General features: G+C 59.7%; 18 protein-coding genes. 11 read left to right on the top strand and 7 right to left on the bottom strand.

Annotation, left to right across the window (positions count from 1 at the left end):
- Nucleotides 1-10: 10 nt before the first annotated feature.
- The 4 genes from A462_RS14025 (at nt 11) to A462_RS14040 (ending at nt 3,234) form a co-directional block, all read left to right on the top strand.
- Nucleotides 11-1,051, top strand: coding sequence for an ABC transporter substrate-binding protein (locus tag A462_RS14025; RefSeq protein WP_008435866.1), 1,041 nt, complete (start codon nt 11-13; stop codon nt 1,049-1,051).
- Entirely contained in the window at nt 1,048-1,932 is an 885-nt protein-coding gene (locus A462_RS14030) for a PhzF family phenazine biosynthesis protein (RefSeq protein ID WP_003211571.1), read from the top strand. Before A462_RS14025 ends, A462_RS14030 begins: the two co-directional genes overlap by 4 nt.
- Nucleotides 1,929-2,381, top strand: a complete 453-nt coding sequence (locus A462_RS14035; RefSeq protein ID WP_008435864.1) for a RidA family protein — start codon at nt 1,929-1,931, stop codon at nt 2,379-2,381. Before A462_RS14030 ends, A462_RS14035 begins: the two co-directional genes overlap by 4 nt.
- A gap of 232 nt (nt 2,382-2,613) precedes the next feature.
- Nucleotides 2,614-3,234 (top strand): transglycosylase SLT domain-containing protein, encoded by a 621-nt coding sequence (locus A462_RS14040; RefSeq protein WP_032899459.1) that lies wholly within the window; start codon nt 2,614-2,616, stop codon nt 3,232-3,234.
- A gap of 39 nt (nt 3,235-3,273) precedes the next feature.
- Here the strand turns inward: A462_RS14040 and A462_RS14045 are convergent, their stop codons facing one another.
- From A462_RS14045 to A462_RS0132515, 3 genes are all read right to left on the bottom strand, one after another.
- Nucleotides 3,274-4,437: a hypothetical protein gene (locus A462_RS14045; RefSeq protein ID WP_032899458.1), complete on the bottom strand. Its 1,164-nt coding sequence runs from the start codon at nt 4,435-4,437 to the stop codon at nt 3,274-3,276.
- A gap of 14 nt (nt 4,438-4,451) precedes the next feature.
- Nucleotides 4,452-5,339, bottom strand: coding sequence for a nitrilase family protein (locus A462_RS14050; protein ID WP_032899456.1), 888 nt, complete (start codon nt 5,337-5,339; stop codon nt 4,452-4,454).
- Nucleotides 5,340-5,473: 134 nt separating this feature from the next.
- Nucleotides 5,474-7,438 (bottom strand): flavin monoamine oxidase family protein, encoded by a 1,965-nt coding sequence (locus A462_RS0132515; RefSeq protein WP_032899454.1) that lies wholly within the window; start codon nt 7,436-7,438, stop codon nt 5,474-5,476.
- A gap of 234 nt (nt 7,439-7,672) precedes the next feature.
- On the opposite strand from A462_RS0132515, the gene A462_RS14055 reads away from it, so the two are divergent.
- The 6 genes from A462_RS14055 (at nt 7,673) to A462_RS14080 (ending at nt 15,051) form a co-directional block, all read left to right on the top strand.
- The gene (locus A462_RS14055) at nt 7,673-8,014 is read left to right on the top strand and encodes an FKBP-type peptidyl-prolyl cis-trans isomerase (protein WP_003211564.1); all 342 of its coding nucleotides are present in this window, start codon (nt 7,673-7,675) and stop codon (nt 8,012-8,014) included.
- Nucleotides 8,015-8,026: 12 nt separating this feature from the next.
- Nucleotides 8,027-8,629 (top strand): GNAT family N-acetyltransferase, encoded by a 603-nt coding sequence (locus A462_RS14060; RefSeq protein ID WP_008435859.1) that lies wholly within the window; start codon nt 8,027-8,029, stop codon nt 8,627-8,629.
- 581 nt (nt 8,630-9,210) lie between these two features.
- A complete protein-coding gene (locus A462_RS14065) occupies nt 9,211-9,927 on the top strand; it encodes an MgtC/SapB family protein (RefSeq protein WP_003211562.1) in 717 nt (238 codons plus the stop codon).
- 293 nt (nt 9,928-10,220) lie between these two features.
- Nucleotides 10,221-10,847, top strand: a complete 627-nt coding sequence (locus tag A462_RS14070; protein WP_003211560.1) for a response regulator transcription factor — start codon at nt 10,221-10,223, stop codon at nt 10,845-10,847.
- A gap of 1 nt (nt 10,848) precedes the next feature.
- Nucleotides 10,849-14,484, top strand: a complete 3,636-nt coding sequence (locus A462_RS14075) for a transporter substrate-binding domain-containing protein (RefSeq protein WP_008435857.1) — start codon at nt 10,849-10,851, stop codon at nt 14,482-14,484.
- Between the two features lie 135 nt (nt 14,485-14,619).
- A complete protein-coding gene (locus tag A462_RS14080; RefSeq protein WP_008435856.1) occupies nt 14,620-15,051 on the top strand; it encodes a hypothetical protein in 432 nt (143 codons plus the stop codon).
- On the opposite strand, the gene dkgB is transcribed toward A462_RS14080, so the two are convergent.
- From dkgB to A462_RS14100, 4 genes are all read right to left on the bottom strand, one after another.
- Nucleotides 15,048-15,851, bottom strand: a complete 804-nt coding sequence (gene dkgB, locus A462_RS14085; RefSeq protein ID WP_008435855.1) for a 2,5-didehydrogluconate reductase DkgB — start codon at nt 15,849-15,851, stop codon at nt 15,048-15,050. The two genes, A462_RS14080 and dkgB, sit on opposite strands and share 4 nt — an antisense overlap.
- A gap of 293 nt (nt 15,852-16,144) precedes the next feature.
- Nucleotides 16,145-17,755, bottom strand: coding sequence for a hypothetical protein (locus A462_RS14090; protein WP_008435854.1), 1,611 nt, complete (start codon nt 17,753-17,755; stop codon nt 16,145-16,147).
- Between the two features lie 65 nt (nt 17,756-17,820).
- A complete protein-coding gene (locus tag A462_RS14095; protein WP_008435853.1) occupies nt 17,821-19,557 on the bottom strand; it encodes a hypothetical protein in 1,737 nt (578 codons plus the stop codon).
- Nucleotides 19,554-21,380 carry a tyrosinase family protein gene (locus tag A462_RS14100; RefSeq protein ID WP_008435851.1) on the bottom strand — a complete coding sequence of 609 codons (1,827 nt, stop codon included), beginning with the start codon at nt 21,378-21,380 and terminating at the stop codon, nt 19,554-19,556. Before A462_RS14100 ends, A462_RS14095 begins: the two co-directional genes overlap by 4 nt.
- A gap of 159 nt (nt 21,381-21,539) precedes the next feature.
- On the opposite strand from A462_RS14100, the gene A462_RS14105 reads away from it, so the two are divergent.
- Nucleotides 21,540-22,004 (top strand): Lrp/AsnC family transcriptional regulator, encoded by a 465-nt coding sequence (locus tag A462_RS14105; RefSeq protein WP_032899475.1) that lies wholly within the window; start codon nt 21,540-21,542, stop codon nt 22,002-22,004.
- Nucleotides 22,005-22,074 lie beyond the last annotated feature (70 nt).

Genomic DNA, 22,074 nt, shown 5'->3' with positions numbered 1-22,074 from the left:
GAGCTTGATCATGTTCAAACCACTGTTCATCGCCAGCGTTTTACTCGCTTCCTGCCTGCCCGCCGCGCAGGCCCGGGACCTGACCAAAGTCACCCTGGCGTTCCCCAGCGAAGGCTTCCTCTATGTGCCGATCTACGTCGCGCAGAAGCAAGGCTACTTCGCCGATGAAGGCCTGAATGTGGACGTCATCGTATTCCAGAAAGGTGGCTCGGCAGCACTCACCGCCGTGCTGGGGCGTGATGCGGATGCGTACGTCGGCCTGCCCGCCGTCGCGGTGCGCGCCCGCACCAAAGGCCAGAATGTCCAGGCGTTCGCCGCCGTGCAAACCCAGTTCGGCAGCACCGTGGTGATCGACGGTGCCTCGGCGCAAAAGGCCGGCGTGTCGGCCACCTCATCCCTGGCCGCCCGTGCCCAGGCCCTCAAGGGCTTGAAGATCGGCGTCACCGGCCCTGGCAGCACCACCGACATGCTGGTGCGCTACCTGGCCAAGGATGCGGGGCTCAACCCGGACAAAGACTTCACCATCATGCCCATCGGCGGCGCGCCAAACATGCTCGCGGCGTTTTCCCAGGGCAGCATCAACGGCTTCTCGCTGTCGCCACCCACCATCACCACCGCCGAGAAGCAAGGCGGCTTTGTGTTGATGGACCTGGCCAAGGGCGAATACAAACCCCTGGACGGCTTCCTCTTCACTGCGATGATTGCCCGTGAAGACTGGCTGGCCAGCAACAAGGTCACGGCAGAAAAAATGGTCCGCGCCCTGTGGCGTGCCGAACACCTGATTGCCAGCGACCCGGACAAGGCTCGCGAGTCGGTGCGCCCGTATTTCGCCAACACCGACGCCGCCATCTTCAATGCTGCCTGGACCGCTTCGCTACCGTCCTACCCGGCCACGCCGCGCATCGAGAAAGACGGCGTTGAGAAAAACATCCGCTTCATGAACGCTGTGGAGAGCGACCCGGTCGAACTCGACCCGCAGCAGGTCTACACCAACTCCATCGTCGACGCCGTGGCGCCGACTGTTTCCACCCTTCAGGGAGAGGCGAAATGACGCCCGAGGTTCACCTGGTCAATGTTTTTCCCGCCACCGCCCGTGGCGGCAACCCCGCGCCAACCGTGGCCGTCGCCGATGGCATGAGCGATGCCGACATGCAGCAAGTCGCCCGCGACTATGGCCATGAGTGCGGCTTCGTGTTCGCCGCACCGGTTGGCAGCGAGTTCGATTTTGCCTTGCGCTTCTGGGTGCCCAACCACGAGATGGAAATGTGCGGCCACGCCACCGTGGGAGCGGTGTGGCTGCTGGATCGGTTGGGCATGCTGCACAAGGACCGCCTGACGTTATCGACCCTGAGCGGTCCGGTGGATGCGCGGATCACCGCTGCGGGCACCCCGGATATCCAGGTGGAAATCAGCCAGCCCAAGGGCCAGGTCGAGGCGTTGAACGATGCCGAAGTCGAGGCCGAGATTCTGTCGGTGCTCGGCATCACTTCCAACGAACTGGCACCGCTGCCGATCCAGAACGCTTGCACCAGCCGGGTGAAAACCCTGATCGCGCTGAAAAGCGTGGCGGTACTGGATAGCCTGAAACCGGATTACCGGCGGATGCAGCAACTGTGCGAGCGCATCGGCTCCACCGGTTTGTACCCCTATGCGCCATCGGATCTGGACGGGCGACAGTTTGATGCGCGGCAGTTTCCCAAGTCCTCGGGTTACCCGGAAGACGCCGCCACCGGCATCGCGGCTGCCGCGTTGGCGTTTGGCTTGTTGGAGAATGGCCTGGTGACGGCAGATGATCGCCCGGTGCACATCCGCCAGGGCCGGGCCATGGGCCGACCTTCGCAAATCTCCCTGCGGTTTCGCCGGGATGCAGCGGGGCAGGTGCAAGGCTGCTGGCTGGGTGGGCATGTGGAATTTGTCGAGGAACCGGCATGAGCGTGCGCGAAAAACTGCAAGCCCTCGGGCTGGAATTACCCGAGGCGCCGAGCCCCAAGGGAGACTACGTGCCAGTGACGATTCATGGAGGCGTGGCGTATGTCAGCGGGCAGGTTTGTCGGCAGGGTGACAGCGTGATTACCGGGCCGGTGACGGACCAGACCTCTACGGAGTTGGTCAACGAAGCAGGGCAGACCTGTGTGCTGCGGGCCTTGAGCGTGCTGGACCAGGCGGTAGGGCTGGAGAACGTCGAGCGCATCCTGTTCGTTCGCGGGTTTGTGTTTGGCGGGGAAGGTTTCCAGGGCTTCTCCAAGGTGGTCGACGGCGCGTCGCAACTGTTGATTGAGCTGTTTGGCGAGCACGGCCGGCATGCGCGTTCGGCGGTGGGCGTGTCGGGATTACCCAGCAACGGCCTGCTGGAACTGGAACTGACGGCGGTCGTTGCCTGAACCACCCACCAAAATGTGGCGAGGGAGCTTGCTCCCGCTGGGCTGCGCAGCCGCCCCAAAACCGATGATCACAGTGCCTCAGGCATACCGCGTCAACCGGTCCGGGAGCGCTTCGCGCTCCAGCGGGAGCAAGCTCCCTCGCCACAGGATTCGTGTTGCTTTCACCTCTGCAGGAACCCCGGCGAACGAGTAAACTGCCCGCCTTTTATTCTCACGACGAGACGGTGAGCTTTTGAACGCAGGAAAAACCGCAGGGCTGTTGCTGCTCAGCGCCTTATTGGCGGGATGCGGCACCTCGCCACCCCGCACCCCCAACGACATCTGCGGCATCTTCCGCGAAAAAGACGATTGGTACGACGCCGCCAAGGTGACCCAGGCGCGCTGGGGCGTGCCGATCCAGGTGCCGTTCGCGATCATGTATCAGGAATCGGGCTTCCGGCAGGACGCCAAGACCCCACGCAAGTACCTGCTGTGGATCATCCCCTGGGGTCGTGTGTCTACGGCCTCCGGCTACGCCCAGGCCAAGGATGAAGTGTGGAGCGACTACCAGAAAAGCACCGGACGCTACGGCGCCAGCCGGCAGGACTTTGACGACGCCATCGACTTTGTCGGCTGGTACATGGACAAGACCTACACCATCAACGGCGTATACAAATACGATGCCTACGGCCAGTACCTGAATTACCACGAAGGCTGGGGCGGTTACCGGCAGCGTACCTACGCGAGCAAAGCCTGGCTGATGCCGGTGGCGGGGAAGGTGCAGGCGCGTTCGCAGATGTATGCGGCGCAATATGCGGGCTGCAAGAATGATCTGGGGCGTGGGTTCTGGAGTCGGTTCTGGCATTGGCTTTAAGTGCTCGGGCAGTCCTTTGCCCGGCGTAGGAGAGGGGAGCTAAACGGCTAACCATCCCACCAATGGCACTACCGCCAACGTGCTCAGCGCCATTGAGATTACGTTGCCGATATAAGGATGAAAGTGCGGTGGTAACCGTCCTGCAATCGCGCAGGCCAGTGGCGGCGCCATCAGCGCGCCGAGCAACGCACTGGACCCCATCACCATCCAGCTGCCGCCATGGGTCAATACGGCTGCCGGGACTACCGATACCAGCGGGACATACGTGGGATACCAGCCTCGTTTGATCCACTGATGTCGCCAGATCACCACGCCAAGCGCTGATGTCAGCGCTTGCGCGCCGATCAGGTGCAGTATCAGGCCGGATCCATAGGCCGGGCTCATCGGGTTCAGCGCGTAAGCCAGTAACACACCCGCCAGCAAGCCAAGGCTGGCCAGCTCATTGCCGAAGAACGGCGCTTCGGAAAAGTCAGCCAATACCCTCCGCACGCTCCACACCACACCATAAGTCGGTGGCTTCAGCGGGGCGGGCCTTTGCGGCGCTGTGTAATCGCTTCGTACCAGGACCGGCACGTGACGGCACAATACAAAGGCAATCACACTGCCAACCGCCATCCCAAGCACATTTCCGATCACCACCGGCAAGCCCAGCGGTATGCAGACGTAATTAACGATCAACAAACACATCGGCGTGACCAGTAAACCTCCCAGTACGGCGCCGTTGAGCGTCACTTTCCAGCCACCTCCGAACATCAGCACCATTGCCGCCGGCAGTGAAACAAACGCTGCAAACGTCGGTTGCCAAGTGTCAGCGGTCACCGTCCAGCCCCATAACGCGTTGCTTAGCAGCAAGCCGAGTAAGGAGCTGGTTATCAGCCACGGCCACAGCCCTGTGCCGTACGAGATAGCAAAGCCCTGCCAGGACTTGCCCGTGCGGCTGGCCCACCACGCCAGATACGCACCGCCCAGCAGGCCCAGTGACGCCAGTTCGTGTTTGTAGAACGCGACCTCGCTGATATCCCCCAACACCCAGCGCAGCCACGCACTGGGATGTGGAAGGCTGGTCACCATATCGGCATATCCCGGCCAAGGGTAAATAAGGGCTATCCATAGGATCAGCAAAGCAATGGCAAGACCCAGAACTATGACGGTGTTATCGGCCCGGGAGCGCCCTGCACGCGGCTTTTCAAAGAGGCTTTCCATGATGCACCCTCCGATCAGCGTGGCAGGGCAGGGTGCTGGGTGTACCCGAGCATCTGGTCGTAAAGATCAGCACGCCGGTCCCGCTGCAAGTCGTTAAGACTGTTCCAGATAGGCGCGCTGCGGGCACTGGTGAGATCGACATCGGCGAAAAGGATCTCCTGCCGATTCGCCGACGCCACCGTACCGATGGGCCATCCATTGGTACCGGCAATCAGCGAACATCCCAGGTAACGCGCATCGCGCTCCTCGCCGATACGACTGGCGGCAGCGATAAACACGTTATTGACGTGGGCGGCGGTCATCGTGAGATACGACGCCATGCACTTCCCCGCGTCGTCGAACAACGGCGGCGGGGTCCACACCCAGTTGTTGAGGCTGCAAATAATATCGGCGCCTTGCTGGCTGAGGATGCGTGGCACCTCGGGAAACCAAATGTCCCAGCAGATCAACAGGCCAATACGGCCTATGGGTGTTTCGAAAACGGGGAATCCTGTATCGCCGGGAGTGAACCAGAGCTTCTCCAGATTCCACAGATGGGCCTTGCGGTACTTGCCAATAAAGCCATCCGGCCCCAGCAATACAGCCGTATTGAACAGCTGCATAGCGGAAATTTCGCTGAGGCCTGCCACCAGGTACACCTGATGTTTACAGGCAAAATCTGTCCAGGCCTGCACACTTGGCCCACCCGGAATGGCCTCGGCATGATCAAACGCGTCCTGACGGCTGGAGAAGAAATAGCCACAGTTAGAGAGCTCTGGCAGCACGATCAGATTGGCACCGCCGCTCACTGCTTCCGTCGCCAGCTCAAGGCTATGACGCAGGTTGCGCTCCCGGTTTTCCATGCCGACCTGGGGATCAAACTGTACGACAGCTATGCGAACAGGGCTTGTTGGATCGCTCATTGCGGGTGACCTCTTATTTTTATTCAGCCAGAAGTGGCTGGATGTTTATAAGAGGCGACCTGATGTTTAAATGAAAGTCGGACGCGTCCGATAGCAATGTAGTTTGCTTCTGCCAAGGCTTTGGCATGGTGTGTTTATTTTGCTGGGGGTGAATACTCTGTTTTGTATTCTGGATAGTCTTGCATTGAGAATCCTCCATTGAAGAGGGCGCCAGTTCTATTGCAGATATTTATGACGGTATCTATTGCGCCCCTGAAACAAGGCTCTGTCCATCCGGCATCTACTGAAAAAGATTCGCCGCAGAGGTAAAGTCCAGACTTGAATGAGTAGTCCTTATTGTATTTCATTAAGCTGACAGCCTCATAGTAGGTCCCTGGTCTGTACAGTTTTGCGCATCCCAATGAGTTTTGGTCATTCATCCAGCGTTGCACGATGGCCTGCTCGTGGCCGATGTATGGAGAGATTTTTTCTTGGATGTTAGTGGATTTAACCAGGATTCTATCCAGCTCTTCTATGCACTTGGTTATTAACTCTTTGTCACTTAGTGAAGATAATTTTGTTGCGTCATCTTCCCAGGTGTAGCTCAAGAGTATGCAGTCGTAGGTGTGATGCTCGTTATAGCGATAGGTATATACATCATGTATGAAACTGTCGGTAACGATGGCTTGCGGGATCTTCGTGTTTTTGGACAGGAAGGTTTTTTTTAACGGGGCGTAAACTTTGCAGCTGGTTTCCCAGTGAGCAGTTTTATAGGCATTTATCGTGTCGTAAGGGAGCATCTCTTCATCGAAGCCCTCAAGCAGTATTTGTGTTTCGATTATCCAGGAGGGGAGCGTGATGATGACCGAGTCGAAGTCGGCATGGCAGACTTCAGTTTTTTTGGGGTTACTAGCATTCCAATGATAATAAACGCGCGTTTTCCCATTTCTCAGCTTTTCCAGTTTTTTTACTGGAGAGTCAGTCAGTAATCCATCCGTCTTCTTGAGGCTGAGGTCATACACGGAGTCGCTTATTTCAGGAGTACTCATAAAGAGCAGACATTCTGCCAAGGCCCCGAGACCTTTGTAGCTGGGCTTATTAAACTCTAGTCCCCGAGAGTCAAAAACGGCCGGACTTCTCAGGTGCGGCGAGTCGACTGCCTCGCCATCCAGTTTGACCCGGCCATGAATTAGCTGGAGGTGACTGCTGAAACCAAAAATCGCAGTCCGCAGGGGATAAAGCGAGCAAATGTCATAAAATGCTCCCCAACTGCCATCGCCTATTCCAATTGCATAGAACACAGCCGACTCTTGCGTCGTCATGCCCATGCCACCGAAGTCACCGGGGCGTTCCTTGTGCCAAGACTCAATAACCGGCATTTTCACTAAATCCCTAAACGAGATACTTTCGTATTTTTCAACTACTCTGGTCCAAAATAATTCCCATTGCTCGCTTCCGTATAATTCCGCAACTTTCTGGGTCATACGGTTCGCAAAGTTTCGCCATTTTGCAGACACTGCACTCAGGGTCTCGCTAGGTGGAGGCGTTATACCATCTTTGTTTTTCCAGATCAGCATGGTGGGCTGACTACTATTATCTATACTCCCTTCGCGTAAGTAGATCCCGGTTGATGTGACCCACGGGCTTCCCGGATTTGGGAAGTTTGAATGAACAAGATCAAACGCTTTGGTGTAATAGGCCATCATGGATCGGCCTTCAGTGGGGTTTTCATCAGATCGATTAAAAAAGGGCATACGCATCGCGCCCATTTCAAAGGGCGGTCGTCCTGTATTGTTGGAGCGCTGTCCACCAAGAACGGTAAGGTGTCTGCCTCCGATTCTTTTGGATTTCTCGATCAGGGATATGTCTTTAAAGCCGCAGCGATACAGTTCTCTTGCTGCAGTAAGGCCTGTGATGCCTGCCCCGATGATACATATTTTGTGGTCCAAATGAGGCGCCTTTGCAATTCCGCCTTTTTGCTCCACTAAGGCTCGATAATCGAAGCATAAGTCTGGTGGGCCAGGAAAACGGCCCCGCCATTTATTTCTGGTAGATCTCTTTTCTCTGGAAGCGCGGGCAGCAATATCAGCCGGGTAGTTGAAGTCTGATCCTATGGTCATACAAGTCATCCTTGATGTTCTATGTTTCTGGATAGTTAGGCTGCTCGTTGTATCGAAGAAGATAAATAGGTGGTTTGTATTTTTTTTACGTACGTTTTCGTGATTTTTTGTAGGTTGGTGCATTCGAACTGGCAGGCTATTGGAGAAAACGAGGTATGTGGGCTTGCCAAATGCGTTTGACTCTGGGAAAACGCCCATTTGGCGCGATCCGCGCATTACACAAAACGAGAAAAAATGAGCACCGAACTGGAAATCACCGACATCCGCCTCGGCGACGGCAAAACCGTGGTCAAAGGCGCCCTGATCACCACGCAATACACCGGCACTCTGGAAGACGGCACGGTGTTCGACTCCTCATGGGAACGCGGCAAGCCGTTTCAATGCGTGATCGGCACCGGTCGCGTCATCAAGGGCTGGGACCAGGGGCTGATGGGCATGAAAGTTGGCGGCATTCGCACGTTGTTTGTGCCGGCGCACCTGGCCTACGGCGAGCGCTCGATGGGGGCGCATATCACGCCCAACAGTAATTTGCGGTTTGAGATTGAGTTGCTGGAAGTACTGACGCGGGATGATTGAGGGGCGGTGAACATGGATGTTGTTGAAGCAGGGGAGTTGCCGCGCAGTTCGATAGCGGGCATTCGGGTGGTTGAGCTGACCCTTGAGGATGAAGCCGAGTTGCAGCGCTTTTTCGAAGCAGCCCCGGAATATTTTCTCGCGGTCAACGGTGAGCCAGCCACACCCACGGAGGCGCGAGATGAGTTGACTCTTCAACTGCCTGGTACCTGGAGCTACACGCGGATGTATTGGATTGGCTACCGCAATGCCGAAGGGCAGTTGGTTGCGGTGGTGAATGTGGCGTCAGATCTGTTGGCGGTCGGGGTTTGGCATATCGGGTTGCTGTTGGTGGCCACGCCGTTGCATGGCAGCGGTTTTGCGCGGCAGTTGCATGCCGATTTCCAGGATTGGGTAGTGAGCCTGGGCGCACGCTGGTTGCGGTTGACGGTGGTGGTGGGGAACGTCAAGGCTGAGCGGTTCTGGCCCCGGCTTGGGTATGTTCAGGTGCGGACTCGGGATGGCATCGAGATGGGGCGGCAGGTGAATCGGGTTTCCATTCAGGTGAAGGCGTTGGCGGGTGGGGCGATCAATGAGTATTTGGCGCTGGTGGAGCGTGATCGACCGTCTTCTGCGTAGCAGCTGTCGAGCCTGGGAGAGGCTGCGTTCGGCGACTCGGTGGAGTGTCTGGCTTGATGATCGCAGTGTGGCCGACGCAGCCTCGCTTGGGCTCGACAGCTGCTACGGGGGGGAGAGCTGCGCAGTGGTGCGTACCTGAACCCTCCCTGAAGAACCTGCCCAAACCCATCGGGTAAATTTTCCTACGGTTTACTCTCATTAATTCGGAGCGTAAGCTTCGCGCGTTTTCATCAATAGCGGAGACCCTCAGTGGGTACTTGTTCGAGTGACAGTCGTCTGCCGGTCTCGATAACCGGCACATACTTGGCAAGATAACGCGCATTTTTCCGATGCCGTTGTCTCGCCCAGAAGCGAGAAGCGGCATTTCGATGGCGGCCAGTCCTGGCCCGATTCCGAATTCCCTCTCATCGACGCTTAACAGTACGTGATGCCTTGCATCGCGGTACTGCGGACGCGCCTGTCGTTTGCGACGGGCGGGCCTGTCCTGTCGTGCCCGTGACTCAATCACGGCCCAGGATGGTCGTACCTGGCCGAAGGTTTCCTCGCGTAAGTTTGGCTGGTAATGAATAGGGAAGACGCCTATGCAAGCAATCAACAACATCAACCTCAACTCGCTGATCGACACGCTGGTCAGCCTCACCGCGGCCTTCATTCTCGGTGGCCTGATCGGGTTTGAGCGTCAGTACCGCCAGCGCACGGCGGGGCTGCGCACCAACGTGCTGGTGGCGGTGGGAGCGGCGATTTTCGTCGACATGGCCAACCGCCTGGGCGGCGCCGAAGGGGCGGTGCGGGTCGTGGCCTATGTGGTCTCGGGCATCGGTTTTCTCGGTGCCGGTGTGATCATGCGTGAAGAAGGCAACGTGCGCGGCCTGAATACTGCGGCCACGCTCTGGGCGTCGGCGGCGGTGGGTGCCTGTGCCGGTGCCGACCTGATCCTCGAAGCGCTGCTCGGTACGCTGTTTGTGCTGGCGGCCAACACGCTGCTGCGCCCGATCGTCAATAACATCAACCGCCAGCCACTGGACGTGGTGTCGGCCGAGGTGACCAACATTCTGTATGTGGTGGCCCGGCGTACCCAGCAGAAGGCGGTATTGGCCTTGCTCGAAGCCGAACTTGCTCGCTGCAACTACCCGGCCAGTGATGTGGACGTACGTCCCTTTGGTCCTGAAGAGGTGGAAATCGAGGCGACGCTGGCCGTGACCTCGGTAGACGGTGACGAACTGGATGCGCTGGTGGCCCGTATTTCCACTTCAGCCCTTGTGGTGCAAGCGTTCTGGAGTCCGAGTACCACCGACTAGGCCGCCTTGGCGCCCCCGGGACCGGCTCTTTACTATGCTTGTGGTGAGGAAAATTCCTACATTCAGCTGGGACTATCCCTTCAGTTGTTACGCCGTTCCATTGGTAAGGTTGCGCGCTTGCGACTAGCCAGGCACGCAGGTGCCGCCTACCTAGGGTTATGCGCTGTTCAAATGGAGGGACCCGACTGCTGCTTGTAGGACTGTTCAGTTCCGTTCGTCGGAACTGTCATTTCTCACAGGTAGATAGGTCCCGTGTGATGTGTAACGGTACTGAATCCTCCCAGGGGAGCCTTATGAGCAAAGCTTTAATCGTGGATGACCATCCATTTATCCGCGCAACCGTCCGCTATCTGCTGAAGCAGGAAGGCTTCGACACGATCTTCGAGGCCGGCAACGGCGCCGATGCCATGCAGATTGCCCGGGAGGAACGCCCCGAACTGATCATCCTCGACCTGGCGATGCCGAAGCTGGGTGGCCTGGAGGTGATCAGCCGGATCAAGGCGCTGGGCCTGCCGTGCAAGATCCTGGTGCTGACGTCCTACCTGGCGGTTTTTTTTTCCACCCGCTGCATGCGTGCCGGCGCGATGGGGTTTGTCGCCAAGACCGGCGAGCTGGATGAGCTGCAAAAAGCGATCAAGGCCGTAATGTCCAACTACAGCTGCTTTCCGAGCCTGCCCACCAGCTCGGTGCGCCGCGACGATTTGCAATCCACCGAGCAGGACCTGGTGGCAGAGCTTTCCGACCGCGAGCTGACCGTACTGCAGAAGCTGGCGCTGGGGTTGGGTAACAAGGAAATTGCCGAGGACATGTTGCTCAGCCACAAGACCATCAGCACTTATAAAACCCGACTGAAGGAGAAGCTGCGGATGTCGTCGGTGGTGCATTTGTCCAAGTTCGCCCAGCGCAATCATCTGATCTGAAATGATCAACTTTCGGGTCTTGTGGCTCAGCGCAAGTGTGCTGCTGGGCGCGCTCTGCACACAAGGCCTGGCGCTTGGCGAGCCGCGCACCCTGTATCTGTTGGGGCATTCCGTCATTGAAACGCCCGCCGTACGGCTGCATGAAACGCAGTGGAGCTGGCTGCGCGAACGGCGCCGGTTGTTGATGGGGATCTCTGGGCCCGACTACGCACCATTCGAGTTGAGCACCAGCGATGAACTCGAGGGGATTACGGCGGATTACGCGTCGCTGATCGCCGATGCGCTGAACATCACGATAGAAGTGCGCCGCTACGACAATCGCGATGAAGTCATCACCGCGCTCAAGCGTGGCGAGGTGGATTTTGTGGGATCTGCCAACGGCTACGAGGCGGCAGACCCACAGCTGGTACTCTCGCGCTCCTATGCCATGGATCAACCGACCCTGGTCACCCGCACGGGTGACAGCCAGGGCCTGAGCAGCGACCTGGCCGATAAACGTGTGGCGATGTTTTATCACTACATGCAGCCTGACGCGGTGCAGGCGTTTTACCCCAATGCCCGGATCCAGCTGTTCCCTTCAACCTTCGAGGCCATCGGCGCGGTTGCGTTCGGCCATGCAGATGTTTACCTCGGCGATGCAATCAGCACCAACTACCTGATCAACAGGAACCACCTGAACAACGTCCGCATGGCCGACTTCTCGTCACTTGAGGTCAATCCCTTCGCGTTTGCATTTTCCCGGGACAACGCGCGCTTGCTGCCGATCATCAACGCGGCACTGGCGGTGATCCCGGTCAGCGAGCAGATGGAAATCCTGCGGCGCTGGAGTGCCGGCAACCTTGGGTTCCTGGGGCCGGACCGGTTGCGCTTGAGTGCCAGTGAACAGCGTTGGCTGGACAAGAACCCGAGGATCAAGGTCGCTGTACTCGACAAGTTTCTGCCGGTTTCATTTATCGACAAGCAGGGCGCGTTCGAAGGGTTGAGCGCCGAGGTGCTGGCCCGCATCAGCTTGCGCACGGGATTGAAGTTTGACTTCATTCCCGGCACCTCGATGCTCCGGCAAATCGACAGGGTCAACACCGGTGGTGCAGACATGATCGCGGTGGTCACCCCCAGCGTCGAGCGCACGGACAAGGTACGCATTACCCGGCCTTACCTGACCAATCCGTTTGTGTTGGTCAGTCGCATTGATGACGGCAGCCCCCTTACCCTGGAAGACATGGCCGGCAAGCGCCTGGCGCTGATTGGCAGCAATAGCCTGCAGGAGGGCATCGCCCAGGACTATCCGAGCATCAAGTTCGTGGACGTCGAGAACCCCGAGCACGGCATGGAGCTGGTGGCCGATGGCGGTGCCGATGCCGCCGTCAATACCTTGATCAGCGCCCGCTACATGATTGCCCGCGAGTACCGTGACCGGTTGCGGATCACCAGCACGGTCGGGTCCGAGCCGGCCCGTATAGCCTTTGGCGTCAACCGCAGCCAACTGGAGTTGTATTCGATCCTCGACAAGGCGCTGCTGAGTATTACGCCCCAGGAAATGGACGAATTGGCTGGCCACTGGCGTAGCGAGGTATTGGTTGAAGACAGCTACTGGGCGCGGCACCGCAATGCGATTATTCAAGGTTTCAGCCTGGCGGCGCTGCTGTTGCTGATCACCCTCGGCTGGGCGATTTATCTGCGTCAGCTGATACGCAAGCGCGTCGAGGCCGAACGGGCGCTGAGTGATCAGATGCGCTTTATGGGCGTGCTGATCGACGGCACGCCCCATCCGATTTATGTGCGTGATCGCCTGGGCCGGCTGATGGCATGCAATAGCGCTTACCTTGATGTGTTCGGTTTCAAGCTGGAGGACGTGACCGGTAAAACCGTGGTCGAGACCGACACCGGCAATCGCCCCCAGGCCGAGTCTTTTCATCAGGATTACCTGCGCTTGATGGAGCGGGGCGAGCCACAGATCCAGGACCGCGTGCTCAAGGTGCCGGGCGGTGCGGTCCTGACCATCTACCACTGGATGCTGCCGTACCGCGACGGTAATGAGCAGGTGGTGGGCATGATCGCCGGCTGGGTGGATGTCAGCGAAAGGCAGCAACTGCTCGGCCAGTTGCAGGAGGCCAAGGAGGATGCCGACGCGGCCAACCGCGCCAAGACCACGTTTCTCGCGACCATGAGCCATGAAATCCGCACGCCCATGAACGCCGTGATCGGCATGATCGAACTGGCCCTGAAAGCCGCCGAGCAGAACCGGGCCGACCGCGATGCGCTGGAGGTGGCCGCCGATGCGTCGCGGGGCATGCTGGAATTGATCGGCGATATCCTCGATATCGCGCGTATAGAATCGGGCCACCTGTCCCTGACCCTCGAGCCTTCGAACCTGCACGAGTTGCTGGCGTCGGTGGCGCGGGTTTTCGAGGGGCTGGCGCGGGCCAGGGGCCTGGTACTGCAGGTGGAGCTCGACCCGCTGATTGATCGGTACGTGCTGGTGGACCCGATGCGCTTCAAGCAAGTGGTGTCGAACCTTTTGAGCAACGCGATCAAGTTCACCCCTCACGGCCGGGTGCGGCTTGGCGCGTCCGGCTCGTCGGCGATTGCCAGCGGCTACTTGAACCTCAGGCTGTGGGTGGAAGACACCGGCATCGGCATCAGTGTCGAAGACCAGAAGCGCCTGTTCAACCCGTTTATCCAGGGCAGCAACACTGCGCAATCGGCGCGCAGCGGTTCGGGCCTGGGCCTGGTCATCAGCCGCAACCTGTGCGAGATGATGGGGGGACAATTGCAATTGAGCAGCCTGCTGGGGCAGGGCACTCGGGTGGATGTCACCCTGGAGCTGGCAGTCGCCGACAGCACGCTGATGCCGCCCGCACCGGTTGCCGTGGAAACTCCGCCGGCCCACGCGCTGAACATTCTGGTGGTGGATGACTACCCGGCCAACCGGCTGCTGCTGGCCCGGCAATTGAGCTTCCTGGGGCACCGGATCACCACCGCCGAAGATGGCGTCGAGGGGCTTGAGTTGTGGCTGTCCGGGCATTTTGACGGGGTGATTACCGACTGCAATATGCCGTTCAAGGACGGTTATGAGTTGGCGCGGGATATCCGCACCCTTGAGGGCGAGCGTGGCCTGGCGCCGTGCCTGTTGCTGGGGTTTACCGCCAACGCCCAGCCCGAGGAAGCCGAGCGCTGCCGGCAGGCGGGCATGGATGGCTGCCTGTTCAAACCCACCGGGCTTGAGGATTTGCATGCGGCCCTGGCGCGGCGCACGGCCACACCTTCGGTGGCGCCCGGCACCACGGATGAGCTGGCGGCAGGCTTTGACTTGAGCCACCTTGAGAAACTGACCGGCGGGGATATCGACGCGGTGAAGGAGCTGCTGGCGCCCTTGCTCGACAGCCTCGAGGCAGACCATGGGCAGCTGGTGAACCTGCAACGCAAGGCAGACTTTGCCGGCCTGCATGACCTGGCCCATCGCACCAAGGGCGGGGCAAAGATGGTCAAGGCCCATGCACTGATGGTTTGCTGCGAGGTATTGGAAAGCGTTTGTGAACGTCAGGCCCGCGACGAATTGGCCAGTGCCGTCGATGGCATGGATGAAGCGCTCGCGCACCTGCACCACGCGCTGTCGGGGTATTGCAATCAGACTTGACCGGTGCGGAGGGGTATTGAGCTGTTTGGGACAACTCCTACGTGAAGGTGGAACAAGCCTTATTTAGTCTTCGGAATATGTCTGGAAAATAGTGCGTCCAGTCCTTCACGAGCGCTTCTTGCTCAGGTGTTCGCCATGCCAAACAAAGCACTGACCCTCCTGATCGCCGATGAACAGCATCTGCAACGACTGTACATCGAAAAAATGCTCAACCAACTGGGCTACTACCGCATCGTTCCGGTGCAGACGTTCGAAGAAGTGCGGATCCTCACGGCGATTCCGGCCAGGCCGTTCGATGTGCTGATCATCAACGCCGGGCTGGCAGACAGCGACGGCGGGGTGCTGGCCTTCCAGGAACAGCACCCGCAGATTCGCCATGTGCTGGTCTACGATATCGGCGAACCGGGCACGCCGGCCGCCGCACCGACCCTGCTGGTGCGCCTGCCGGGTACCCCGGACAGCATCAACCTTGAACACTTCATGGACATCATCGACCCGCCGTCAGCCACCGACGGGTTGCGGGTGTTGCCGTGGCTGCGGGAGTTGTCCGGCAGCCCTGCGGCTTAGTCCCAGTTCGGCGCGATGCCTTTGGGGCTGGTCAGCCGATGGCCACGCTCCAGGGCGGCGATCTGCGTCATGTCAGCGTCACTCAGGGTCAGGTCCAGAGCCTTGAGGTTGCTGGCCAGGTTGGCGCGCTTGGTCGACGACGGGATCACCGCGTAGCCCAGTTGCATGGCCCACGCCAGGGTCACTTGCGCCGGGGTTGCCTGATGACGTTCGGCGATCTGCTGGATCACCGGGTCCTTCAGCACTTCGCCGTAGGCCAGGGTCATGTAGGAAGTGATCTGGATGCCATGGGCCTTGGCAAACTCCGCCACGGTGCGGTTTTGCAGGTACGGGTGCAGTTCCACCTGGTTGGTCGCGATGTGCTCGGCACCGACGGCGGCAATTGCCTGCTTCATCAGGTCGACGGTGAAGTTGGAAATACCGATCTGGCGGGTCAGGCCCTGGCGCTTGGCTTCCAGCAACTGGCCCATGAACTCGGCGACCGGTACCTGGTCTTCCGGCGATGGCCAGTGGATCAGGGTCAGGTCCAGGTAGTCGGTCTGGAGTTTGCGCAGGCTTTCCTTGAGGCTGGGAATCAGCTGGCCTTCGGCGAAGTTGGCGATCCAGATCTTGCTGGTGATGAACAGCTCGTCCCGTGGGATGCCGCTGTCGGCGATGGCCTGGCCGACGTCGGCTTCGTTTTCGTAGATTTGTGCGGTGTCGATGACGCGATAGCCCAGCTCCAGGCCGGTGCTGACGGAGTCGATGACGACCTGGCCTTGCAGGCGGAACGTGCCGAGGCCGAATGCGGGAATGGACATGAGTGACTCCTGAAGTGATGTGAACAATGGAGTCGAGTATCGGCCGCTCGTTCCTTCGGAAAAACCGCTGAATCCGAAAAGGACTCTTTACCAAAAGTCATGAGTGGCCGGTGGGTGGCCACACGATATCCCTCGAGAGCGGTCTTACCGGGTAGATGCGGGGAGTTGTCGGACATTTCGGGCGTCGCTTGATAAGGGGCGCCTCTTTTAACCAGCAGGAGCTAGCGCAAGGACCAAATGCTCAAGGCCTTACAGCACCGAGAAACCTTGAGCAGCGGTCTGAACAGTCGAGTTCAGGGTGAACCGTCCTTGAGGGTCTGGAAGGCTTTTACGCGCTTGACCAGGCTTTTCTTGCTGGCCGAATCGGCACTGTTGAACAGGAACGAAAAGTCCGAGGCCAGGGTCGAGCTGCCGGCGATGGTCGCGTACTGATGACAGGCATTGCAGTTATCGCCCTGGACGTAGGTCTCCAGGGTGGTGTTGGCCACCGGTACGTTGCCCTGGCTGATAAACGGCCCGTAGGACAGCGGCACTTGCGCACTGACACCCGGTTCCGGCTGGGTGGGCGGGTTGGGGGTGAGGGTCCAGAGTACGTTGATCAGTTTGTAGTACTGGAACACCGACTTGCCCTGGCTCTGCTGGGCAAAATTGGCCTGCACCGCGCCGTTAAGCGCCTGCAGTTCAGTGGGCAGCGGATGTTCCCGGGTGGTCTGCACGGGTTGGTCCCGTGGAAACGGCTCGGTGCAGTCGCGGTCCGGATGCTGCTGCTTGCACTGGATACGCGCCACGTTCGGCGTGCATTCGGGGCCGGTGCCGCAGTTCGGGTTATTGAAGGCAAAGCTGTCGGGCGGCGTTTGTTGTGGCGGCACCTGGTCGGGTTCCGGCACGTTGTCTACCTGCTCGAAGGTGGTCCAGATGAAGTTGGGCGAGGCCTGGGTCTTGTTGATGATATGCAGGCCCACCAGGCCCACCACTTGCTGGGTGCACTGCAAGGTGGCCGGGTTTTTGAGCCAGGCGACGGTGGTCAGGTAACGCCCGTAGAGCTCGGGTTTGCCGGTGAGGATTCGCCATGCTGCCTTGACCTCCAGAGCTCCCAGTTGCTCCTGCGGCACCGGGTTGGGCGGCAGCGAGCGCATGGGTTCACCGATGGGCAAGGACAGCCCGCCGGGGTTCTGGTTGTCGAGGTTCTGCGCGACTTTCAGCTGGTTGGCCGCGTCGTACAGCCCTTTGCTGACGATGTAGTCGAACTCGGCCTTGCCCACCTTGCGTTCAAAAAACACCAGGTTCTGCGACTGGTCCGTCAGCCAGCCGCCGGAGGCTTCCATGATCGGGTCCGGAATCGAGGCCAGGGTGCCGCTGGACAGGTGAAACCCATGCCGCGCGTTGATCGCGCTTTCGGAGGTGGCGGTCATGAACTTGCGCGCCCCCACCGACATCGCCCTGAGGCTGCCCTGGGTGCTGCAATTGGACGGCACCAGGGTTTGCACGCCCCAGCCGGTGGGCGCGGGCGCGCCGGGCAGGAAGATATCGTTGGCGTCCTTGTAGCTGGCCCATACCGGCGCCACGCTCATCGGCTGCCCGGAGGCAGTCGGTACGCCGAATTGCGCCAGGGTACTGTTCATGTCCGGCTCACCCGCGAGGGCAGGTGTGGCTGGCCAACCGGGATTCACCGGCCAGTTCAGGGCAATGAACAACTGCCAGCCAAAGCAATTCATGAAGCTCTGGCCGGTGGCGTTGAAGTTGTTGATCGGCAGGAAGCCGCCGCTTTTCGGGTTGAACACCAACTGTTGCTGCACGCAAGCGTCGGCGTCGGAAGTGGGGGATGCGTAGGCGGCCTGCATGGCGAACAGGCTCAGCACCACACTGGTCAGCAGCGATAAAACACTCAAGCGTAACCTGGACATCATCGCGCTCCTTGCAAGCAGGTAAAGCCGCACCCTGGGTGGGTGCGGCTGATGGGCTGTATCAGTCAGGCGCCAGGCACCAGCGCCAATCCGGATTCCCATGGGTGTTCCGCCGCGCTGGGGTTATCGGCTTCGCCCGGGTTGAGGGCGCGCACTGTCACCAGCCCCGGTGCGGCAGTGGGGCTTACGGTGATGGTCAGCAGGTAGCCCTGGGTGCCACCGGAGTTGGTTTGCCCGGGGATGGCCGAGGCATCCGGCAGGAACTTTGTGACCTGCGCCGTCACCCCAGGATTGGAGAATTGCACCCGCGCCGTCTCGGCGGTGGTCTTGAGGTCGGCGCCTTGCACCACCAGGGCAAACTGCCCGCTGGTGCCGGGTGCCAGCCAGGCCGGCAGGTCGGTGGGTGACTGCCCGTAGAACAGGTCCAGCGGCAGCAGCTGTACCGGCCAGGGTTGCACGCCGTTGACCCGGTCCGTCACGCACGGGCAGGAATCCGGCGTCGGGCTGATGGGCGTGGTTGTCACACTCAGGCCCACCAGCAACTGCTGGGCAATCACCCACACGTAGTCGATCGGCTGGCCGCTGATGGTGATCTCGTTGATCGAAAACCCGGCGCTGACCGGCACTTCAAACACCGCTTGCAGAATCTGGTCGGAGCCGTTGGCGGCGGACTTGGCGGTGCCACGGGTGATTTTCCAGTACTGGCTGACGTCCTGGCCCTGGGGGCCTTTCCACGCCGAGAAGTCGGTGGGTTGTTGCAGGTACAGGCCGATGGGGTTCGTCAGCGACAGCCGGTTATTCACTGCCACGCTGTTGGCCGAGAAACCGATATGCGGATCGGAGTTGCGGTAGTTCTGCCCGTATTGCGCGCAGCAGATCAACGCCTGGGAATTCTGGCTGCTGCTCAATGGCCGCAGGATGGTCGCCGCGGCAGCCAGGTACACCTCGGCGCTCAGGGTGTTGGGGCCGGAGGTCAGGTGCATCGCACCGCCGTATTGGCCTGGCACACAGGCGGTGCCGGCGTTCCATTTGTTGACGGTGTCGTAGGCCGGTTGACCGGTGGTGGGGTCGATGACCGGGTCGCCGGCCTTACCGGTCGGGCAGTCGGCGGTGTAGCGCAGGTACAGGTCTTCGAGTTGCACCTGCGGGTCGATGTAGTCGCGATACAGCCCCAGTACAGCAGTCGGATCGATGCGCCACATGGCCAGGAAATACGCCGGGTTTTCGCAAGTGAAGGTGATCTTGCGCATGTTGCCGTCGGCATCGCGCACTATGGACCACTCGCAATATTCGTCAAGCCAGCCACGGGGGCCCGAAGGCGAGAAATCCTTGTACTTGCCTTGCCAGTCGATGCTCGGGCAGCGAGTGACGGGGAGTTGCAGCAGGGTGCCTTGCTTGTTCGGGTCGTAGAGCATGTACAGGGTGTTGTTGATCGTAATCTGGCCGTTGTCGGTCAGCTCCATCACCTGTTGCATGGACATGGCCTTGCCGCCCAACTGTGGAATCACCGCCGTGCCGTTGTTGTAGAAAAACGTCCACAGCCGATTGGGGAAGGGCGCCCAGGTAATCGCCGGCGGCGTGGTGGGGCCGTAGCCTTCCACCAGTGGGTTGTAATAGCCCGAGCGCGGCGCGTCATTGAGGCCCGACCACGGGTTGCCGATGATCGCGGACTGGGTCCAGCCGGTGAGGTCGTTGTTCCAGTCGGTTTCAAACTGCGGCAACTGGTTTTCCAGGCCCAGCTTGTTGTAGTCCTTGGGAGCTTGCCCGGCGGGAGAGGTGAATTGTTTGAAGGGTGTGCTCATGTCGATTCTCCAGGTGTTGTTGTGGTGGAAACGGAGCAGCAACCGGCACTGGGAGCAGGGCCGGCGACGGTTTGGCGCGGGTCGTCCCACACCAGTTGGGCGATAAAGCCAGGCAGCGGCGCGTACTCTTGCGGCGTCAACACCCGGGCACTATCGAGATGGGTCACCACCACGGATAACTGCGTGGTGTCAGTGGGGCGAAGGTTCAATGCGGCAGCAGTGCGCGCGGCATTCAGCGCGCGTGACACGCCATGGGTGATGCAGCGGCCCTTGTCATCCACCAGGCCCATGCCGATGCGACTGAAGCGCCCGACATAGTGCGGATTGTCGGCGCTCACCTGCTGCGGCGTGGCGTCGGGCTGGTTGAGGAATACGTCGATCAGGTAGGTGTCGTGGGTGCAGCGCACATGGTCGAACACCACCCACGGGCCCAGGCTTGCGGTTTGTTCCTGCGCTTGCATCGGCGTCGAACTTTGCTGGCAGCAGGCTTTTGCGACCGGGCGGCGGGTGCCAAAGGGCGGGGCGACGGGCACACCGTAGTCATAGCCGATATGCCGACTGTCCTGGGCCATGTCCCCCAGGGTGGTGTAGCGCCAGGCGTCGGCACTGGTGAAGGTGACATCGTCGGCCTCGCTGCCGGCAAACGGCTGGAGCAGGCACTGGGTGGTGTACTGCGCTGCCGGGTGGGCGCGGATCCAGACCTCCAGCATCCGGTCGATATTGGCGTGGTAGGAGCTGAACACCGGGTCGAACGCGGTGTAGGCGTTGTCGGCCATGTCGCCGCCGATCCAGCCGTGATAGTTGTCGTGGGGCTGCTCGTAGAGCCCGTCGAAATTCAGCGCGCGGTTGGGGTACAGGTCATCTTCCTGGGGGGGATCAAACACCGGGATGTTCGCCCAGGGATAACCTGGCACGCCCTGGGGCTGGCTGAAGGTGTTGAACTTCAGGGCATCGACCACCTGTTGCTGGAAAATCCGGCTCATGCCGTACAACTGGGTGCGTTCGACGCGCTGCGTCTCGCCCTGGGTGTAGAACAGCGGGTTGCGTTGCACGAAGCGGCAGTCCACACCGGGTGCCCTGGCTTTTTCACAGACCTTCGAACAACCGTCCTTGGCAGCGGCGTAGCGCAACGGATTAGGGCGAACCTCGCCGGTGTGCGGGTGCACGTAGGTTTCATCGAGAAACGCCTGGGGCAAGCCGGCCTGGGGGCTGCCGTCGACACTGGCGTCTTCGGCCATCCAGTCCCAGTAGGGGATGGGGCAGTCGATCAGCGCTTCCAGGTACAGCAGATAGGCCCGGTGCCACAGGGCAAACGCTTCCTGGTAATGCAGGCACCAGTTGGTGTGGATATAGGCGTAACGCTGCCAAGGGGAGCCGCTGTCGGCGTTGGCCACCTGCATTACGTCATCGAGGCGTGAGCGGTACAGGTTCAGTTGTTCCTGTGTCAGTGCGCGAATGTCCTGGCGCACGCGTTTGACCGGGTGAGGCAGGTCGGGTGGGGGGATGCGTTCTGCCTCGTTGAACGGTGAGGCGGGAGTGAGGCGCCAGCCCTGGTTGACCCACAGCCTGAAGGTTTCCAGCGCGTCGATGGGCCAGAACTGCTGCTGGTCGAGGGTCAGCGGCATGCTGCGGGAGGCCAGGTGCTGGTAGATGGTTTCGGACCAGGTCTTGACGGAGGCGGGGTCTTCGAGGAATACGAAGTAGGCGTTCATGCAGCCCACCCAGGAGGCGGCGACGGCGGCGCGTTGCTCTTGGGGGATCCAGTAGGGGGCGCTGAATAGGCCGTGGATATCGGTGGCCCATGTCGGTTTCGCGACTATCATAAGATCCCTCTCATGCGGCCCCGGTGCCTGATTTGGCTGGGCTGCTAAGCTGGATTGATGTTAGTGCGCCACCGCGCAGGATTTGTGCAAATTGGTGGGTGTTTACGGTGGATTCATTGCAGTTTTTTCAAGGAAGATATGGAAAAAATGACAGATACCATGGATTTGAAGATTCTGGGGAAATTGCAAAGGGATTGCAGTCAGAGTCTGGAGTTGTTGAGTGACAGTGTCGGGCTGTCTTCAACCAGTTGTTACCGGCGTATCAGGCGGTTGGAGAGTGTCGGGATCATCAAGGCCAAGGTGGCGGTTCTGGATGAGCGCAAGCTTGGGATTCAGGTTACGGCGTTCTTCCTGATCAAGCTTGATAGGGACAGCAATGATATCGACCGCAAGATGCAGCATATCCTGGCGAGTCATCCGGAGATTCAGGACTGTTATCTGCTGACCGGGGAGTTTGATTTTGTGATGGTGGCGAAGTTTCGGGATGCCACTGAGTACACTGATTATATCTATCGGTTTTTAGAGATTTATCGGGATATTCCGATTCGTACTTATTCGTCTACTTTGGTGGTGCGGACGGTTAAGAAGTCTTATGAGTTGCCGTTGCCGGGGTCTTTGGTTTGAGTACATCTCCGTTTCTTCGGTAACGGCCGCTTATGGTTCCGCTCTTACAGCGGGTCACTTTTGGCAAACG

It is taken from the genome of Pseudomonas sp. Ag1, from assembly GCF_000278565.1.
In the GTDB taxonomy this organism is placed as follows: Bacteria; Pseudomonadota; Gammaproteobacteria; order Pseudomonadales; family Pseudomonadaceae; genus Aquipseudomonas.
This window is presented reverse-complemented; position numbering and strand designations above follow the sequence as displayed.

Bases quoted from the DNA above. Each gene is read 5' to 3' on its own strand.
- dkgB (WP_008435855.1), bottom strand. From the start codon at position 15,851: ATGTCCATTCCCGCATTCGGCCTCGGCACGTTCCGCCTGCAAGGCCAG.
- A462_RS14035 (WP_008435864.1), top strand. From the start codon at position 1,929: ATGAGCGTGCGCGAAAAACTGCAAGCCCTCGGGCTGGAATTACCCGAG.
- A462_RS14100 (WP_008435851.1), bottom strand. From the start codon at position 21,380: ATGATAGTCGCGAAACCGACATGGGCCACCGATATCCACGGCCTATTC.
- A462_RS14055 (WP_003211564.1), top strand. From the start codon at position 7,673: ATGAGCACCGAACTGGAAATCACCGACATCCGCCTCGGCGACGGCAAA.
- A462_RS14025 (WP_008435866.1), top strand. From the start codon at position 11: ATGTTCAAACCACTGTTCATCGCCAGCGTTTTACTCGCTTCCTGCCTG.
- A462_RS14075 (WP_008435857.1), top strand. From the start codon at position 10,849: ATGATCAACTTTCGGGTCTTGTGGCTCAGCGCAAGTGTGCTGCTGGGC.
- A462_RS14080 (WP_008435856.1), top strand. From the start codon at position 14,620: ATGCCAAACAAAGCACTGACCCTCCTGATCGCCGATGAACAGCATCTG.
- A462_RS14060 (WP_008435859.1), top strand. From the start codon at position 8,027: ATGGATGTTGTTGAAGCAGGGGAGTTGCCGCGCAGTTCGATAGCGGGC.
- A462_RS14045 (WP_032899458.1), bottom strand. From the start codon at position 4,437: ATGGAAAGCCTCTTTGAAAAGCCGCGTGCAGGGCGCTCCCGGGCCGAT.
- A462_RS14090 (WP_008435854.1), bottom strand. From the start codon at position 17,755: ATGTCCAGGTTACGCTTGAGTGTTTTATCGCTGCTGACCAGTGTGGTG.
- A462_RS0132515 (WP_032899454.1), bottom strand. From the start codon at position 7,438: ATGACCATAGGATCAGACTTCAACTACCCGGCTGATATTGCTGCCCGC.
- A462_RS14105 (WP_032899475.1), top strand. From the start codon at position 21,540: ATGGATTTGAAGATTCTGGGGAAATTGCAAAGGGATTGCAGTCAGAGT.
- A462_RS14030 (WP_003211571.1), top strand. From the start codon at position 1,048: ATGACGCCCGAGGTTCACCTGGTCAATGTTTTTCCCGCCACCGCCCGT.
- A462_RS14050 (WP_032899456.1), bottom strand. From the start codon at position 5,339: ATGAGCGATCCAACAAGCCCTGTTCGCATAGCTGTCGTACAGTTTGAT.
- A462_RS14095 (WP_008435853.1), bottom strand. From the start codon at position 19,557: ATGAGCACACCCTTCAAACAATTCACCTCTCCCGCCGGGCAAGCTCCC.
- A462_RS14065 (WP_003211562.1), top strand. From the start codon at position 9,211: ATGCAAGCAATCAACAACATCAACCTCAACTCGCTGATCGACACGCTG.
- A462_RS14070 (WP_003211560.1), top strand. From the start codon at position 10,221: ATGAGCAAAGCTTTAATCGTGGATGACCATCCATTTATCCGCGCAACC.